We start from the raw sequence: 15,520 nt of genomic DNA on the forward strand, positions 1-15,520 counted from the left end.
CCGTTCTCCATTCCCAATGTTTTCAGCGTTCGGACCCGTCAAAGAAGGCCTTCGCAAGCGCCACATGCGCCGGATCGAACGGCGTCTCCCGCTCGGGATGCCACATCCAGCCGAGTACCGGAAGCGACGTGTGGCGCATGGCTTCGATCTCGCCGTCCTCGCTGTGCGCCAGGGCATCGAAATCATCGGGTAGCCCGTCCAGCGTCATGTCGTGATAGCTGTTCACCGATCCGAATGCATTGCCCAGATCGTGCCGTGACCGGACATGACCCTGAACCTTTTTCAGAGTGCCGCCGGATGCGACAGCGATCATCTGCATGCCCCGGCAGATCCCGAGCAGAGGCAGGTTCTTTCTCAAGGCCGCCGAAAACAGCCGCGACTCGGTGGCATCGCGCCGGGGCTCGGCACCAATGTCATTGCCGCCGGACAGGATGATGCCGGCCGGATCAAGCCGTTCAAGAAGGGAGTCCAGCGCGTCGGCATCCAACATGTTCGGAACCGGCACGGCGAGGTGTCCGAACGCGGTCGCCCAGCGGACCAGCGCCTGATCCAGCGCATCCCTTGTCTCGTTGCGATCCGGATAGCGGTCCACGCGCTGGGATACGGCGATGATCCGCGCCCCGGTCATTCGATGACGTCCACCAGCTTGCCGGCGCAGTTGATGTGCAGCACCCGCGCGGCTTCCCATTTGGTGTAATTGGCTTCGCCCGCACCGATCACCGACGGCATGCCCAGTTCGCCGGCCCGGATGGCCATATGGGAGTTGGAGCCGCCCCAGGCCGTGATCAGACCCGCGATATTGCGCGAGAACAGCCAGTCGAAACCCGGATCGGCGTTGGGGATGCAGACGATCTTGCCGGCCAGATCGTCGTGCCGGTCCAGATCGCCGACCGGAGCGGTCACGCTGCCCTGGGTGATGAAGTTGGGGCTGATGCCCGGATACTCGAAGCCCCAGATGTCGTCGGTGGACTGCAGCAGCGGCGGCAATGAAAGCTTCAGCGTGTCCTGGTAGCGGGCGTAGCCGGATTCGATGCTGCGGGCCAGCACGTCCCGTGTGCCCAGCGCCGCGATCTGCAGTTCCTTAACGACGCCGATGTCGCAATAGGAGAGTTCGTCCCGCGAGAAACCGTGCTGCTCGCCCAGATCCTGTAGCAGCGACAGGATATCGGAGAGGTTCCGCGTGAAGGCGAACTTGGCCTGTTCGCGCATCTCGATGCCGGCATGCATGAAATCGAACAGGCCAACCGGATCGGTGCTCAGTTCGTGGTGTTCCAGCAGGTTTGCGATCGCGCGCATCTGTTCCAGGCTGACCATGAAGGCGGGCGCGGCCTCGGCGGCTTCGGGACGCTGCGACCAGTCGAAATAGAAATCGGGCGCCTCGTCATAGCGCAGCGAATTGATGTCGTATGTGCCGGGCCTGAGATGGCCGTAGTGCTGGAGAAAGACCGGCTTGGCCAGTTTCGCCCTGTCGATGGTCATGCGCGAGGTCACGGTGGACACAGACTGCATGAACAGGTCGGTGTCCCGGCTGGTGAAGATGCCGACCTGTTCGAGTGATCGCAGAAGCTGCACAGCGACAAATCCCGCGCGCGCCAGACCGGCAAACGGCAGGGTCCCGTAGCGCTTGGTGTCTTCCAGCAGCCAGTAGATGCGGTCTATCGCGGTCGTGTCGGCGGCGAAGAGTTCGTTGCGGCGGCGCTCCAGCGTGTCCAGCTTGGCCGCATCGGTCATCCACAGACCCTTCTTGGGGTCGATGATGTTGTTGGTCAGCCGCCGGAGCGCCTGCTTGATCGACAGCATCTCGCGGTCGCTGAAGCCTGCATTCTGCAGCGCGGACTGCCTTGTATCGATATCCAGCGAATAGCAGGACAGCACGATCTCGAACTCGATCTTGTCGTGCAGGGCGGGTTCGTCCAGCAGGCGTCCGATGTAGTAGTCGACCAGCCGGTCGGCGAGACTGTCGTCCAGATCGGCGGGGACGAAGGAATTGAAGGACAGGCGGACGTCGATGTAGGGCAGGCCGTGGAAGTGCAGCATCAGGGGACAGCTGCGCAGGTTGCGGTATCCGTAGTTGTGGCGCTGATAGGCCCAGATCGAATCCGTGATCAGTTCGCGATAGAGCGACAGGGCGAGCGGCCGCGGGCGCAGGCCGATGATCTCGGCGGGGTTCCAGTCGGGCATGACCCCGAAGACCGCGCGCGCGCCCTTGACGAACGGATGAGGGCGCATGTTCCGGTCGACCACCGTTTCGATATCTTCCAGCAGCTGCTTCTGGGCTTCCGGTCGCTGCTGCGGTGCCTGCAGGATCAGCGGGCGAGCCTGCAGCAGCCACAGGCGCTCGATGCCGCTTTCGTCCGGTGCGACCGCGAACTCCACATCGACGGCCTGCCCGCCGGCGAGGTCCAGCAGTTCCTCAAGCAGCGCCATGACCGGCTGAAGTATGCCGGGGGCGGGTCTTGCAGACAGGGCCGCCTGCTGCCAGCTTCGCACGGGCTTGCCGCTTGTGGCCGCCGTGGTGTCGCCGTCCTCGGTCCAGTTGACGATCCGGTAGGGGGCCGCCGTGCTCGGATCATGGGAAAAGGCCACGCCGGCACGGACGACGTTCGACAGCATGGGCTGCACCAGCACCTGATCGCCGGGTTCGGGCGTGCCGTATGCGTCGATCACCGCCTCGATGGCGTCGGCGACATTTCCCGCCGCAACGTCCAGCAGCGAAAGAAATGCCCCGGCATTGGAGGCGTGTTCGGAATCCTCTCGCTGGCAGCTTGAACGAACGATCAGCGTCCGCTCGGCGAAGGTCTCGCGAATGGTATCAAGAAGGTCTGCGCGCCCTGTGCGCCACGCCTCGACCGAGAAATGGACCTGCGGGACGATCGACGCATTCTTCAGGTGCGCCTTGAGGTCCTCCAGTGTCTGGGCTTTCGTCGAGAATTGAAACATGACGCGTCCTCAACCTATCCGGCGCTTGCGGGCAATCGATGACGGCCCCTCATGATCGGCTCCCCGACGGTTGCCCGACCCTCAGTCGACCCGGGCCGCGGACCAGGCGCGTGTCAGATAGACGGCCTCGATCGTCTCAAGGCCCGCGATCGTTTCTTCCACGAAGGTCAGGAAGCGCGCGAAGTTCTCGGCACCGATCTGAACGGGCAGGTCGTTGACCGAGCGCCAGGCGCCGAGATAGCGGTCGACCGACATGTGGATCGTGTGCCGGCCCTCCAGATAGACGACATCCGTGAAAGGCTCGCAGGCCCACAGCTTCTCGGTCAGTTCGTTGGCCAGCCCGGCGCGGCCTGACGATACCCGGCGAACATCGGGATAGGTGGTGGTCAGATATTCCTCGATCTTGTGGGTCACCGGGTTCGCTTCGGTCATGCGCGGGTTCCAGATGGCCGTGAACCGTCCCCCCGGCCGCAGCACGCGGTGAAATTCCCGCAGGGCGACATCGAAATCGGCCCAGTGAAAGCTGGACGCCATGGTGAGCCAGTCCTTCGAGCCGTCCGGCAGATTGGTGACTTCGGCGGAACCGGCGATCCATTCGATGGAGGTGTTCCGGGAATCGGCCTCACCGGAGCTCCGCATGTCATCGTTCGGCTCGACAGCGACGATGCTCTTCGGGCCGAGATCATGGATCATGCGCGTCCAGATGCCGGTGCCCGCGCCCACGTCTGCCACGTCCATTTCCGCCACGGGCTTGCCGACCATGCCGACAAGGCCTTTCAGGACCGACTCCGCATAGTCGGGCCGGTTCTTGGAATATGCCGCAGCCAATCCGGTGAAGTCGCCTGCCGCCAGTTCTTTCGCCATGTCTTCCGCAACCTTTCAATCGTTCAGTCAGCCGAGGGATCGCAGACGGTTCAGAACCGCCTCGGAACGCCGATCCGTCGAACCCGAATCACACATCCAGTCTATCTGCAAACAGGATCGGCGCACCTGCCGTGGCATCGGGTGGATGACTGCCGGTCCATCGTGATGATCCGTCCGCGGATACTGTCTATTTGCCGACTGTTTAGATGAATTCTCGAACAGGCGAAACCCGTTCGTTCCGTGCGCTGAATCACGCTCGGAAGCCATTCAGCGCCGGTCGCGGCCGGTCGGCGCGACAATGCCCGGACCGAGCTCCCGGCGAGCGTGCGTCCGATCGCCGTCACGGTGTGCGATCACGTCTATGGATAGTTCATGGTGAAGCCTTTATACGAGGGGCGCTCGTTCTTCGGGGTGGCCGTTGCCGCCCGCTCTTGTGTTTCAGGGGGCCACATGTCGGTTTCGGAAAAGATTGCGGTCGTCGGTCTGGGGTATGTCGGGCTGCCGTTGGCCGTGGCCTTCGCGCGCGCCGGGCTCGACATGGTCGGCTTCGATATCAGCGAGAACCGCGTGAAGGAACTGAACGCCGGTCACGATCACACGGGCGAGGTCGAGCCGGAGGACATGGCCAGGATCGGCGGTGTATTTTCGTCGGACCCGGAAAGCCTTGCGGATTGCGATATATACGTCTTTGCCGTGCCGACGCCGGTGGACGACGCCAACGTGCCGGATTTCGGCGCGCTGCTGGGGGCATCCCGACTGGTCGGACCGTACCTGAAACCGGGCAATCTGGTGATCATCGAATCGACCGTCTATCCCGGCGTAACCGAGGAGATCGTCGGACCGGAACTGGCGCGCGTGTCGGGTCTGAAACTGTTCGACGAGATCAAGCTGGGCTACTCGCCAGAGCGCATCAATCCCGGCGACCGCGAACACACACTGGAGCGGATCGTGAAGGTGGTCTCCGGGCAGGACGCCGAAACGCTGGCGCGGGTCAAGACGCTGTACGACACCGTCATTACGGCGGGCACACACCCCGCCGAATCGATCAAGGTCGCCGAGGCCGCAAAGGTGATCGAGAACATCCAGCGCGACATCAACATCGCGCTGGTGAACGAACTGGCCATGCTGTTCGACCGCATGGATATCGAGACCGAGGCCGTGCTGCGCGCGTCCGGCACCAAGTGGAATTTCCTGCCCTTCCGCCCCGGCCTGGTCGGCGGTCACTGCATCGGCGTCGATCCGTACTATCTGACTCATCGCGCGGACCAGCTGGGCTATCACACGCAGATGATCAGCGCGGGGCGGCGCATCAACGACAGCGTCTCCGGCTTCATCGCGCAGAAGGTGCTGGAACTGCTCTACCGCTCCGGTCCCAAGGCCAAGAACCGCAAGGCCGCCGTTCTGGGGCTGACGTTCAAGGAGAACGTGCCCGACCTGCGCAACAGCAAGGTCGCCGGTCTGGTCGAGAAACTGAAGACGTTCGGACTGGATGTCGTCACCCATGATGCCGTGGTGACATCCGAGGAGGCGCGGGCCGAGATGGGTCTGACCGTGTGCGCCGACGATGACATCCGCGACGCCGATTGCGTGATTCTGGCTGTGCCGCACGACGCCTACATGAAGGACGGGGCGGCCTGGGTGCTGGACAAGCTGGGCGACGACACCATCGTCGTGGATATCAAGAGCAAGCTGGACCGCAGCCTGCTGAAGCCCGGCCAGCAGTACTGGAGCCTGTGATCAGGCGTCATTTCGAACCACGCGTTCGCGCAGCCACTCCTGAAAATCCTCTTCGTCGAGCGTGCCGTCGGCTACCCTGAGCATTGTGGTAACGGCGTCAACGTCATCCGCAACCAGTTCGTAACCGTTGAGCACCAGAAACAGTTCGCCCGCGACAAAGGCCGTGCGCTTGTTGCCATCCAGAAACGCATGGTTCCGGGCGATGCCGTAGACGTAGCCGCTGACCAGATCGACAACGTCATCCGAGCCATAGGCAGCAATCTGCTGCGGTCGTGCGAGAGCAGCCTCAAGCAGGCCCTGATCTCTGATGCCCTCAATGCCGCCGTGTTCTCTGATCTGTTCTTCGTGGATCGCTTTGATCGTGGCAGGTTCGATCCATATCCAGTCTATCACTTCGCCAGTTCACGAAGCACGGAACGACGGCGTTTCATGATCTTGCGGGCTTCGTCCATCTGATCGCTGACTTTCTGATCATATGTTGAGAGCCGAATGCCATCCTTGGTTTCGACAACGAACAGTTCGTCATCCTTCTCGACGTTCATTCGCGCCAGCAGTTCCTTCGGCAGGATCACGCCCAGCGACGATCCGACCTGGCGGACTTTCAGGACAGTCATGGTCAACTCCTCATGTTATTACATACCTTATAACATGAGGTGGCCTTGCCGAAAAGCAATCAGGGGCGCATCCACATCCGACCCTTGCCGGATTTGCGCAGCGGCGCGGCCAGGTTGGCGAAGTCGCAGAGGAGCGGGCGTGTCGTCCGCGGATCGATCATGTCTTCGATGGCGAAGGTTTCGGCGGTACGGAAGGGCGAGCGCAGCTTGTTCAGCCTGTCGGTGATGGTGGCCAGTTCCGCCGCCTCGTCATCCGCAGCGTCCAGATCGGCGCGGTAGGCGGCCTCGATCCCGCCTTCCAGCGGCAGCGAGCCCCAGCGTGCCGACAGCCAGGCATAGCGGTAGTAGAACCGGCCTGAAGGCGCATGTGCCCCGCCGGCAACGCCGAACGCGTTGCGGATGATGATGGAACACCACGGCACGGTGGACTGTTCGATGGCGGCCATGGCGCGCACACCCAGACGGATCGTACCCTTCTTTTCGGCTTCCAGACCCACCTGGAATCCCGGACAATCGCACAGATAGATCACGGGCAGGTGGAAGGTTTCGGCCAGATCGACCATGCGAATGACCTTCTCGCAGGCCTCCGCCGTCCAGACGCCGCCATAGTGGAACGGGTCCGAGGCCAGCAGAACGACAGGCCAGCCGTCAAACCGCGCCAGTCCGCCGATCACCGAACGTCCGAACAGCGGTGCCATCTCGAAGAAGCTGTCTTCATCCGCGACCATTTCGATGATCTTCCGCATCTTGTAGACCTTGCGGATATCACGCGGGACGATGGTGAACAGCTTTTCTTCCTGCCGGTCGACGGGATCTTTCGGTTCTGCGCGTGGGGGCAGTTCGTCCACCGACTGCGGCATGTAGGACAGGAACCGGCGGGCCTGCTCGAAGGCGTCCTCTTCCGAATCCGCTGCATTGTCGACCCCGCCCGCCGCAAGCTGGATCTGCCAGCCGCCGAGTTCCTGCTTGGTCAAATCCTGACCGATGCCTTTCACGACCGGCGGTCCGGCGACGAACATCGCGGCCTGCTCCTTGACCATGACCGAGAAATGCGTCGCGGCCAGCCGCGCGGCACCCAGGCCCGCGACCGAGCCGAGCCCCAGACCGACCGTCGGGATCTCGCCCATGTTGATCATCAACTGCTCTGACCCGAACGACTGGCCCTGACCGCCCGGCAGATTGGCGTGGCCGGTCGTTTCGATGGTCTTCACCGACCCGCCGCCGCCGGACCCCTCGATCATGCGGATGATGGGGACGCGCATGTCGCGGGCGAGCTGCTCGGGGTAGAGCGCCTTGCCCTTGTTGGTCGCATCCGCCGAGCCACCGCGCACGGTAAAATCGTCACCGGAAATCACCACCGGACGGCCGTTCACCATCGCCCGACCCATGACCGAGTTGTTCGGCATCAAATGAATCAGCTGGCCGTGCTCGTCATACTGGCCCTTGCCGACCAGCCGCCCGATCTCCCTGAAGCTGCCGGGGTCGGCCATCCGGTCCGCACGTTCGCGCACGGTCAGACGCCCGCCCGCGTGCTGGCGCGCCACCTTGTCCGCGCCGCCCATGGTGCCGGTCATCTGCTTGCGGAGATTCAGTTCGTCCAGTTCGGGCTGCCAGCCTTTGGCAGGCGCTTCGGGCTTGTTTGAGTCGGGCATGTCTGTGGTTCCTCAACAACGTCAGTTTTCCCTCCCCCTTCGAAGGGGGAGGGTCAGGGTGGGGGTTGGCTGCGGTGGAGACACATTCGGCATCGTCCAGCCATCAACCCCCTCCGACCGCTGCGCGGCCACCTCCCCCTTTGCAGGGGGAGGGAAGGTTCGGTTACGCACGTCCCCCGCGCAGCAGTTTGCCGGGCAGAGAGCCCTTCGCGTCAACGGCGTCCGCGCCGTTCTGGCGGATGACGGTGCCGTTCACGACGACGGCGTCGATGCCGTCGGCCTCGGAGATCAGGCGGTCCGCGCCGGCCGGGAAGTCCCAGACGCGCTTCACCGGCCCGCATCCGACGGTTTCCGGGTCGAAGATGACGATGTCGGCGGGGCGGCCTTCGGCCAGCGTGCCGCGGTCGGTGATGCCGAACACTTCCGCCGGGCGGCTGGTCAGCATGCGCACGGCCTCCTCGATCGAGAAGACCTTCTTCTCGCGCACCCAGCGGCCCAGCAGGTGGGTCGGCAGGCAGGCATCGCACAGCTGGCTGGCATGGGCACCGGCATCGGACAGGCCGATCACGGTGGCCTTTTCCTTCAGCAGAGGTTCGACCTCGGCCTCGTCATGATTGGCGACCGGCATGCGGAAGCGGGCTTCCAGATCGGTTTCCAGCGACATGTCCAGCAGGGCGTCGGTCATGGGCTGTCCGCGTTCGGCGGCGACTTCCTCAAGGGTTTTCTCGGCCCATTCGGGGTGGCCCGGCACGTCGGCGATGATCGTCATGTCGAAGCTGCGCTGGAATCCGGGGCGGATGTTGCCGGACAGCTTGTGGCGGAAGGCGTCACGGAAATCCGGGTCGGCGTAGAGGCGCTTCTTCTCTTCGAAGCTGGCACCGCGCACCGGCTTGAAGACCGACACGGGTTCGAAGATGAAGGGGGCCTTCATCTGGATCTCGAACATCAGCGCGCGCGGTGTCACCTGCGGCACCACATCCAGCCCCTCGGCCTTCAGTTCGCGTGTGCGCTGCAGATGCTCTTCCGCCGTGCCATCGGCAAGCTGGGTGCCGGACAGCAGCGCCGTCCAGGTCACCGGGCGGCCTGTGTCGCGGGCGATTTTCTCGAACTCGGGGATGAACAGGTCGCGGCCGATGGTGGCCTGCAGGATGCCCTTGTCCTTCTCGCCCAGAACGCCCGCGAGAATCTCGATCTCCTCCAGCGAGGCGAGGCGGCTGGGGACCGGGCGGCCTGCATAGCCCGTGTGTGTCACGGCCTTGGACGTGGCGAAGCCGATCGCGCCGGCGTCCATCGCCTCCTCGACCAGCCGCTTCATCTCCGCGACTTCCTCCGGCGTGGCCTCACGCTCCGTCGCTTCCTCGCCCATCACGTACAGGCGCAGCGGTGTGTGACCGCAGAAGACGCTGATGTTGATGGCCGTCCCCAGCTTTTCCAGTACGTCCAGATATTCCGGGAAGCTCTCGAAACCCCAGTCGCCGAGGCCCTGTTTCAGGGCATCGACGCTCATCCCCTCGACGTTTTCCAGCGTCCGCATGATCAGGTCGCGATGGTTTGGGCGCGTGGGCGCGACCGCGAAACCGCAATTGCCCATGACCGCCGTGGTCACACCATGCCAGGGCGAGATCGACAGCATGCGGTCCCAGACCACCTGCGCGTCGTAGTGGGTGTGGATATCGACAAAGCCCGGCGCCACGACATGGCCCTTCGCGTCGATGGTGCGTTCGGCGTCGCCGGTGACATTGCCAAGTGCCACCACCTTGCCGTCCTTGATGCCGACAGAACCGCGATAGCCTTCCGAGCCGGTACCGTCGACGATCAGGCCGTTTTCGATTTTCAGATCAAGCATGTGCTGCCTCCTTCATGTGGGGCGCGTCGGGAATGGGCAGATCGTAGAGATCGCGCACATTGTCCCGGAGGATGCGCTGTTTTTCGTGCATGGTCAGGTCTTGCGTCTGCTGGGCCAGAATCTCCTGGGAGCGGGGCCAGGTCGCATCCGAATGCGGAAAGTCGTTGGCCCACATCAGGCGCTCGACGTTCAGTTCGTCCTTCGCCTTGAAGGCCGACCAGTCGTCCTGGAACGTCAGATAGATGTTTTCCTTGAAATAATCAGACGGCATCCGCTGCAACTCGTCGCATTTCATCCAGTAGCGATGGTGGTTGTAGGCGTGGTCGGCACGGTACATCCAGTGCGGTGCCCAGCCGGCATCCGCCTCGACGCAGACGATCTTCAGGTCCGGATGCCGGTCGAAGACACCACCGAAGATGAAGGTGCCCAGGATGTCCTGATTGCCGCGGATGATGGACTGGAAGCCGTTGATCTTCGGGCCGCGCGTCGGGGCGATGCCCGCACCCGACGACGTGAGGATGTGGAAACTGAGCGGCATCTTCAGGGCCACGGCAGCCTCATAGAAGGGGTCGTAGATCGGATCGTGATAATCCGACAGGGCCGGCTCACCGGGCATCATCACGCCGCGAAAGCCGCGCGCCTTCAGATCCTGAAGATCGGCGATGCCTTCCTCGACCGTTCGCATGGCGATCTGTGCCATGCCGAACAGGCGTCCGGGCGCATGATCGCAATATTCCTCCAGCCACAGATTGTAGGCATTGAAGCAGGCGCGCTTGAAGTCGAAGTCGGGATGATTGCACAGCAGCATGCCGACCGACGGGTAGATGATCTCGCCGAACACACCGTCGCGGTCCTGATCGGCCAGCCGCTTCGTCGCGTCATAGCCGCCCGGATGCAGGTCGCGATAGTTGTGCGTTTTGTATTTCAGGTCCTTGGGATCACGTCCGGCGGCCGCGATCAGGCCCATGGGGATCGGACGGTCCAGTCCCGGTATCCGGAAGACCTCGCCCATCTTCGGGTCATTGACGATATGCGGTGCCTTGTCCGCCCAGGCCTTGTCGATCCGCGCCGAATAGCAGTCCGGCGGTTCGGTGATGTGCGAATCCGCCGAAATCGGAACGATGATCTCACTCGAAGACATGGCGTATTCCTCCCCAGAAACACGATGATCGACCCATCGTACGGCCAGGGCGCGCGGCTGTCAGCAGCGATGTCGGAATAGCAGAGCGGCTTCCAGCTCAGGCGACGGCAGCTTTCGGGACGCGGTCGGGGATGGTGACGATGACCGTCGTGCCTTCGCCGGGGCGGCTCTCCACAGTCAGATCGCCACCGTGGATCTGGGCGAAGCGCAAGGCCAGCGGCAGGCCCAGGCCGGTGCCTTCAAACTTGCGCCCCAGGGAACTGTCGATCTGCTTGAAGGCGGTCAGCGCGCCCGGAATGTCCTCGGGCTTCATGCCGATCCCGGAATCCGCCACGCGGATCTCGGTATGGCCGGGTATCCGTCTGGCCCTGACCTCGATCCGGCCGCCTTCCGGCGTGAACTTGATGGCATTCGAGATCAGGTTGATCAGGATCTGCTTGATCTTCTGCATGTCGGCGATCAGTTCGTCCGCGTCCGGATCGATCGCCAGTGTCAACGCGGTCTCGCGATCGCGCGGGCAGGCCATGCGGGCACTCGCCTCGATCACCGACCGCAGGGACATGGCCTGCGGGTGAAGCTCCAGCTTCCCGGCTTCCGCCTTCGAAAGGTCCAGGATGTTGTTGATCAGCGTCAATAGATGCTGGCCCGAACTGAGAATGTCGTTGGAATATTCCTTGTAGCGCTCGGTGCCCAGCGGGCCGAGACCCTCGGTCGCCATGACTTCCGAAAAGCCGATCACGGCGTTCAGCGGCGTGCGCAGTTCGTGGCTCATGGCGGCCAGGAATTCGGACTTGGCCCGGTTCGCGGCTTCCGCCTCGTTGCGGGCATTGGCCAGATTGTCGGCCAGTTCGGACAGCGCCTCTTTCTGATCCATCAGTTCTGCGCGCGCGGTTTCCAGCTGCTCGATCTTGGCGTCCAGTTCGGCCTCGTGGCTCTTGTGATCGGTGATGTCGGAAACGACCATGACCGCGCCGTCATCGGCACTTCTGTTCAGGCTGATCTTGAACCAGCGGTTGTTGCTGGCGCGGAACTCCCGCCGCATCTTCACGTTCTCGATCTCGGCGGCCACGGTCGCGGTGGCCCCCTTCGGCGAGACTTCAGGGATGCGCAGCAGGCCGGTCATCAGCAGTTCGTTCACCAGCGACGTCAGCTTGACGCCGGGCCTCAGCATGTGGGCCGCCGGCGCGAATTCGTTCGCCAGTCGGCTGTTGCACATCAGGAACTCACCCTGCGGATCGAACAGGGCAAGCCCCTCGGATACCGATGCGATGGCGTCATGAAGCGCCCGGTTCGCGGACTCGGCGCGGGTTTCGGCAAGATATTCTCTCGTGACGTCGGCTGCCGCCCCTCTGAAGCCCAGGAAGCCGCCGCTGTCAGAGATGCGGGGCCGTCCCGCAAACCGAACCCAGACCTGGCCGTGTCGACCGCTGATCCGCAGCGGGATCACGATATCGCTGAAGCCGTCCTGATCCTGAAAGTGGCGCATCAGTTCGCGGATATCGACCGGCGCGGCGCGCACGTCGGCAACTTCGATCACCCTTCTGCCGACCAGCGCCGTCACCGGCGCGCCAGTCAGCCGCGCGAAACTGTCCGAGACTTCCGTGAAAACATGTTCGGTGTCGGTTTCCCATGTCCAGTCGGATGCGATCTCGGCCAGTTGCGTGAACTTGCGTTCGCGCTTCCGGGACTCGTCGTCGCGTCTGACGCGGTCGCTGATGTCGCGGGCGAGCATCAGAACGGCACCGGACGGTGTCGGCTGCTGTCTTATCTTGACGATGGGGCCGTTCGGCAGGGCCAGTTCGATCGTGGTCCCGCGCCCGGACCGGAAATCTTCCAGGGTCTGGTCCCCGGCGTGGTCGGAACCGGCGGGCAGGAGAGGTGTTGCCGAGGCCAGCAACTCGTCGGCCAGACGTTCCCGTCGTTCGGCCCCGGGCAGGCTGGCCAGGATACCGCCAGGTTCGTCCAGGGGCAGGCCGGACGGGTGGTAGAGGGCAATACCGTCGAACATGGTCCCGACGGTTTCGGCGATCTCGCCCGTGAGACGGCGTCTGCGCCGCACATGCATGGCGTGCGCGATGGCGAAGCCCGACAGTCCGGCGAGAATGGCGATGCCGACCGGCGACGCATGGCCCAGACCCGTTTCCGCAACCGCGGGCAGGACAAGCGCGACGCAGACTGAACCGGCGACAACGGCCCCCAGCGCGGTCGCCAGGCGAAGCGCACCACCGAGACGGCGTTCTTTCCGGAAAACGTCAGCCAACATTGGCTCCTGACAGTCGATTGGTCGGTTCCAGTCGGAACCTTAACCTGTTGACTGTAAATGGAGACTTAAGAGCGTTTTTCGCCGGGATCCGCGCGGGTTTCCGGGGCGCACGCGTGCTTCAGATCAGATGTCCGTGCCACCGCTGGTCCGCTGCTCGGCTTCATAGGCGGCGAGCGCCGCGATAGATACCAGATCCGAAACCGTCGAGCCGATCGGCACGACCTGAACCGGATGCGACAGGCCGACCAGCATCGGGCCGATTGCCGTCGCATCACCCAGCGACTGCAGCAGCTTCCACGCGATGTTGGCTGATTGCAGGCCGGGCATGATCAAAACGTTGGCCGGTCCCGACAGGCGACAGAACGGATAGAGTTCCATCAGTTCCGGATTCAGCGCGACATCGACGGACATCTCGCCGTCATATTCGAAGTCGGTTTCGCGGGTCTCCAGCAGGCTGACGGCCTCGTTGATGCGCTGCGAGGCATTGTGCGGCGAATTGCCGAAGTTGGAGTAGGCGATCATCGCGACGCGCGGCTCATGACCCAGGCGGCGTGCGAACGCGGCGGACTGGACCGCGATATCGGCCAGTTCGACGGAACTTGGCAGTTCATTGACCGACGTGTCGGCCAGAAACACCGTACGTCCGCGCGCCAGCAGGATCGAGATGCCGAACACGCGCGAACGGGGCATCGGGTCGATCACCCGGCGCACATCCTCATAAGCGACCGAGAAGCGCCGCGTGACGCCGGTGACCATGGCGTCGGCATCGCCGTGCGCCACCATCAGGGCACCGAAGACATTGCGGTCCGTGTTCACCAGCCGCTGGCAGTCGCGATAGAGCAGACCCTTCCGCTGCCAGCGTTCGTACAGGTAATCGTAGTAGGTATCCCGGCGGTCAAAGTCGCGCGAACTGACCACGGTCACCTCGTCGGTGTCGTGGCCCATGGCCTTCAGCTTTTCGTGGACGCGTTCCGGATAGCCGATCAGGATCGGCTCGCCGTAACCCTCCTGCTTGAAGGCCAGCGCCGCGCGGATGACCTTCTCCTCCTCGCCTTCCGCGAACACCACGCGCTTGGGTGCCGCGCGCACCTGATTGAGGATCATCTGCAGGATGCCGGTGGTCGGGTCGAGGCGGGCCTTCAGGTCCACCGTGTACTGTTCCATGTCGACGATCGGACGGCGGGCCACGCCGCTGGCCATCGCGGCCTCTGCGACCGCGGGCGGCACAGCCGAGATCAGGCGCGGGTCGAACGGCGTCGGGATGATGTAGTCGGGACCGAACTGAAGCTGCGTGCCGCGATAGGCGCGTGCGACCTCGTCGGGCACGTCCTCGCGCGCCAGATCGGCCAGCGCCGTCGCCGCCGCGATCTTCATCTGGTCGTTGATGGTGCGCGCGCGGACATCCAGCGCACCGCGGAAGATGTAGGGAAAGCCGAGGACGTTGTTGACCTGATTGGGATAGTCCGACCGGCCCGTCGCGATGATGGCATCGTCACGGACTTCCTTGATCGCTTCCGGCGTGATCTCGGGATCGGGGTTGGCCATGGCGAAGATGATCGGCTGGTCCGCCATCGACCTGACCATGTCCTGCGAGACGGAATCGGCGACCGACAGGCCGAAGAAGATGTCCGCGTCCACCATGGCTTCTTCCAGCGTCCGTGCCGGCGTGTCGGCGGCGTGGGCGGACTTCCACTGGTTCATGCCCTCTTCGCGGCCCTTGTAGACGACGCCCTTGCTGTCGCACATGATGACCTTGTCGTGGGCGATGCCCATGGCCTTCACCAGTTCGATGCAGGCGATCGAGGCCGCGCCCGCGCCGTTCACCACCATCTTGCAGTCGGCCAGATTGCGCCCGGTCAGCAGGCAGGCATTGATCATGCCGGCGGTGGCGATGATCGCCGTGCCATGCTGGTCGTCGTGGAACACCGGGATGTCCAGCATCTCGCGCAGGCGCTGCTCGATGATGAAGCACTCCGGCGCCTTGATGTCTTCCAGGTTGATGCCGCCGAAGGTGACGGCGATGTTGCGGACCGTGTTGACGATCTCGTCCACGTCCGTCGAATCGACCTCGATATCGATGCTGTCCACATCGGCGAAGCGCTTGAACAGCACCGCCTTGCCTTCCATCACCGGCTTGCCGCCCAGCGGGCCCAGATCGCCGAGGCCCAGCACCGCCGTACCGTTGGAGATCACCGCGACCAGGTTGCCCTTGGCCGTGTAGTCATAGGCCAGATCCGGATCTTCCGCGATCAGGCGGCAGGGCTCGGCCACCCCGGGGCTGTAGGCCAGCGACAGGTCGCGCTGCGTCGCCACCGGCTTGGTCGGCACGATCTCGATCTTGCCGGGGCGTCCGGTCGAATGGAAAACCAGCGCCTCTTCGTTGAGGCTCTTGTTGCGATCGTCGGTCATGGTGGGTCCTGACGGGGTGTTTGGGTGGGCAGTCGAAGGTGAAGCGCTGATATA

Annotated in this window: 11 protein-coding genes; 1 reads left to right on the forward strand and 10 read right to left on the reverse strand. The window is 63.6% G+C overall.

Going from position 1 to position 15,520, the window contains the following annotated elements:
- Positions 1–22: 22 nt before the first annotated feature.
- The 3 genes from ACN0X7_RS00885 to ACN0X7_RS00895 all read right to left on the reverse strand — a co-directional run bounded on the left by ACN0X7_RS00885 (position 23) and on the right by ACN0X7_RS00895 (position 3,804).
- On the reverse strand, positions 23–628 hold the full coding sequence (locus ACN0X7_RS00885; protein ID WP_417513125.1) for a type 1 glutamine amidotransferase: 606 nt from the start codon (positions 626–628) through the stop codon (positions 23–25).
- Positions 625–2,940 carry a PEP-utilizing enzyme gene (locus ACN0X7_RS00890; RefSeq protein ID WP_417513127.1) on the reverse strand — a complete coding sequence of 772 codons (2,316 nt, stop codon included), beginning with the start codon at positions 2,938–2,940 and terminating at the stop codon, positions 625–627. The genes ACN0X7_RS00885 and ACN0X7_RS00890 overlap by 4 nt, the downstream gene beginning before the upstream one ends.
- Before the next feature lie 81 nt (positions 2,941–3,021).
- Positions 3,022–3,804, reverse strand: coding sequence for a class I SAM-dependent methyltransferase (locus tag ACN0X7_RS00895; RefSeq protein ID WP_417513129.1), 783 nt, complete (start codon positions 3,802–3,804; stop codon positions 3,022–3,024).
- A 450-nt stretch (positions 3,805–4,254) separates the two neighbouring features.
- Between ACN0X7_RS00895 and ACN0X7_RS00900 the strand changes: the two genes are divergently transcribed.
- Complete coding sequence (locus tag ACN0X7_RS00900; RefSeq protein WP_417513131.1) at positions 4,255–5,541, forward strand: nucleotide sugar dehydrogenase; 1,287 nt, start codon at positions 4,255–4,257, stop codon at positions 5,539–5,541.
- Here the strand turns inward: ACN0X7_RS00900 and ACN0X7_RS00905 are convergent, their stop codons facing one another.
- The 7 genes from ACN0X7_RS00905 to ACN0X7_RS00935 form a co-directional block, all read right to left on the reverse strand.
- On the reverse strand, positions 5,542–5,934 hold the full coding sequence (locus ACN0X7_RS00905) for a type II toxin-antitoxin system death-on-curing family toxin (RefSeq protein ID WP_417513133.1): 393 nt from the start codon (positions 5,932–5,934) through the stop codon (positions 5,542–5,544).
- On the reverse strand, positions 5,931–6,155 hold the full coding sequence (locus tag ACN0X7_RS00910; protein ID WP_417513135.1) for an AbrB/MazE/SpoVT family DNA-binding domain-containing protein: 225 nt from the start codon (positions 6,153–6,155) through the stop codon (positions 5,931–5,933). The genes ACN0X7_RS00905 and ACN0X7_RS00910 overlap by 4 nt, the downstream gene beginning before the upstream one ends.
- Before the next feature lie 59 nt (positions 6,156–6,214).
- The gene (locus tag ACN0X7_RS00915) at positions 6,215–7,807 is read right to left on the reverse strand and encodes an acyl-CoA carboxylase subunit beta (protein ID WP_417513137.1); all 1,593 of its coding nucleotides are present in this window, start codon (positions 7,805–7,807) and stop codon (positions 6,215–6,217) included.
- Between the two features lie 163 nt (positions 7,808–7,970).
- Positions 7,971–9,653 carry an N-acyl-D-amino-acid deacylase family protein gene (locus ACN0X7_RS00920; protein WP_417513139.1) on the reverse strand — a complete coding sequence of 561 codons (1,683 nt, stop codon included), beginning with the start codon at positions 9,651–9,653 and terminating at the stop codon, positions 7,971–7,973.
- Complete coding sequence (locus ACN0X7_RS00925) at positions 9,646–10,794, reverse strand: amidohydrolase family protein (RefSeq protein WP_417513141.1); 1,149 nt, start codon at positions 10,792–10,794, stop codon at positions 9,646–9,648. Before ACN0X7_RS00925 ends, ACN0X7_RS00920 begins: the two co-directional genes overlap by 8 nt.
- A gap of 97 nt (positions 10,795–10,891) precedes the next feature.
- Entirely contained in the window at positions 10,892–13,054 is a 2,163-nt protein-coding gene (locus ACN0X7_RS00930; protein ID WP_417513143.1) for a PAS domain-containing sensor histidine kinase, read from the reverse strand.
- Between the two features lie 126 nt (positions 13,055–13,180).
- On the reverse strand, positions 13,181–15,466 hold the full coding sequence (locus ACN0X7_RS00935; RefSeq protein WP_417513145.1) for an NADP-dependent malic enzyme: 2,286 nt from the start codon (positions 15,464–15,466) through the stop codon (positions 13,181–13,183).
- Between the last annotated feature and the right edge of the window lie 54 nt (positions 15,467–15,520).

It is taken from the genome of Minwuia sp. (genome assembly GCF_048263705.1).
In the GTDB taxonomy this organism is placed as follows: Bacteria; Pseudomonadota; Alphaproteobacteria; order Minwuiales; family Minwuiaceae; genus Minwuia.

What these genes read in the sequence shown, in the direction of transcription:
- ACN0X7_RS00935 (WP_417513145.1), bottom strand. Translation starts at nt 15,466, where the DNA reads ATGACCGACGATCGCAACAAGAGCCTCAACGAAGAGGCGCTGGTTTTC.
- ACN0X7_RS00890 (WP_417513127.1), bottom strand. Translation starts at nt 2,940, where the DNA reads ATGTTTCAATTCTCGACGAAAGCCCAGACACTGGAGGACCTCAAGGCG.
- ACN0X7_RS00885 (WP_417513125.1), bottom strand. Translation starts at nt 628, where the DNA reads ATGACCGGGGCGCGGATCATCGCCGTATCCCAGCGCGTGGACCGCTAT.
- ACN0X7_RS00920 (WP_417513139.1), bottom strand. Translation starts at nt 9,653, where the DNA reads ATGCTTGATCTGAAAATCGAAAACGGCCTGATCGTCGACGGTACCGGC.
- ACN0X7_RS00915 (WP_417513137.1), bottom strand. Translation starts at nt 7,807, where the DNA reads ATGCCCGACTCAAACAAGCCCGAAGCGCCTGCCAAAGGCTGGCAGCCC.
- ACN0X7_RS00910 (WP_417513135.1), bottom strand. Translation starts at nt 6,155, where the DNA reads ATGACTGTCCTGAAAGTCCGCCAGGTCGGATCGTCGCTGGGCGTGATC.
- ACN0X7_RS00895 (WP_417513129.1), bottom strand. Translation starts at nt 3,804, where the DNA reads ATGGCGAAAGAACTGGCGGCAGGCGACTTCACCGGATTGGCTGCGGCA.
- ACN0X7_RS00925 (WP_417513141.1), bottom strand. Translation starts at nt 10,794, where the DNA reads ATGTCTTCGAGTGAGATCATCGTTCCGATTTCGGCGGATTCGCACATC.
- ACN0X7_RS00900 (WP_417513131.1), top strand. Translation starts at nt 4,255, where the DNA reads ATGTCGGTTTCGGAAAAGATTGCGGTCGTCGGTCTGGGGTATGTCGGG.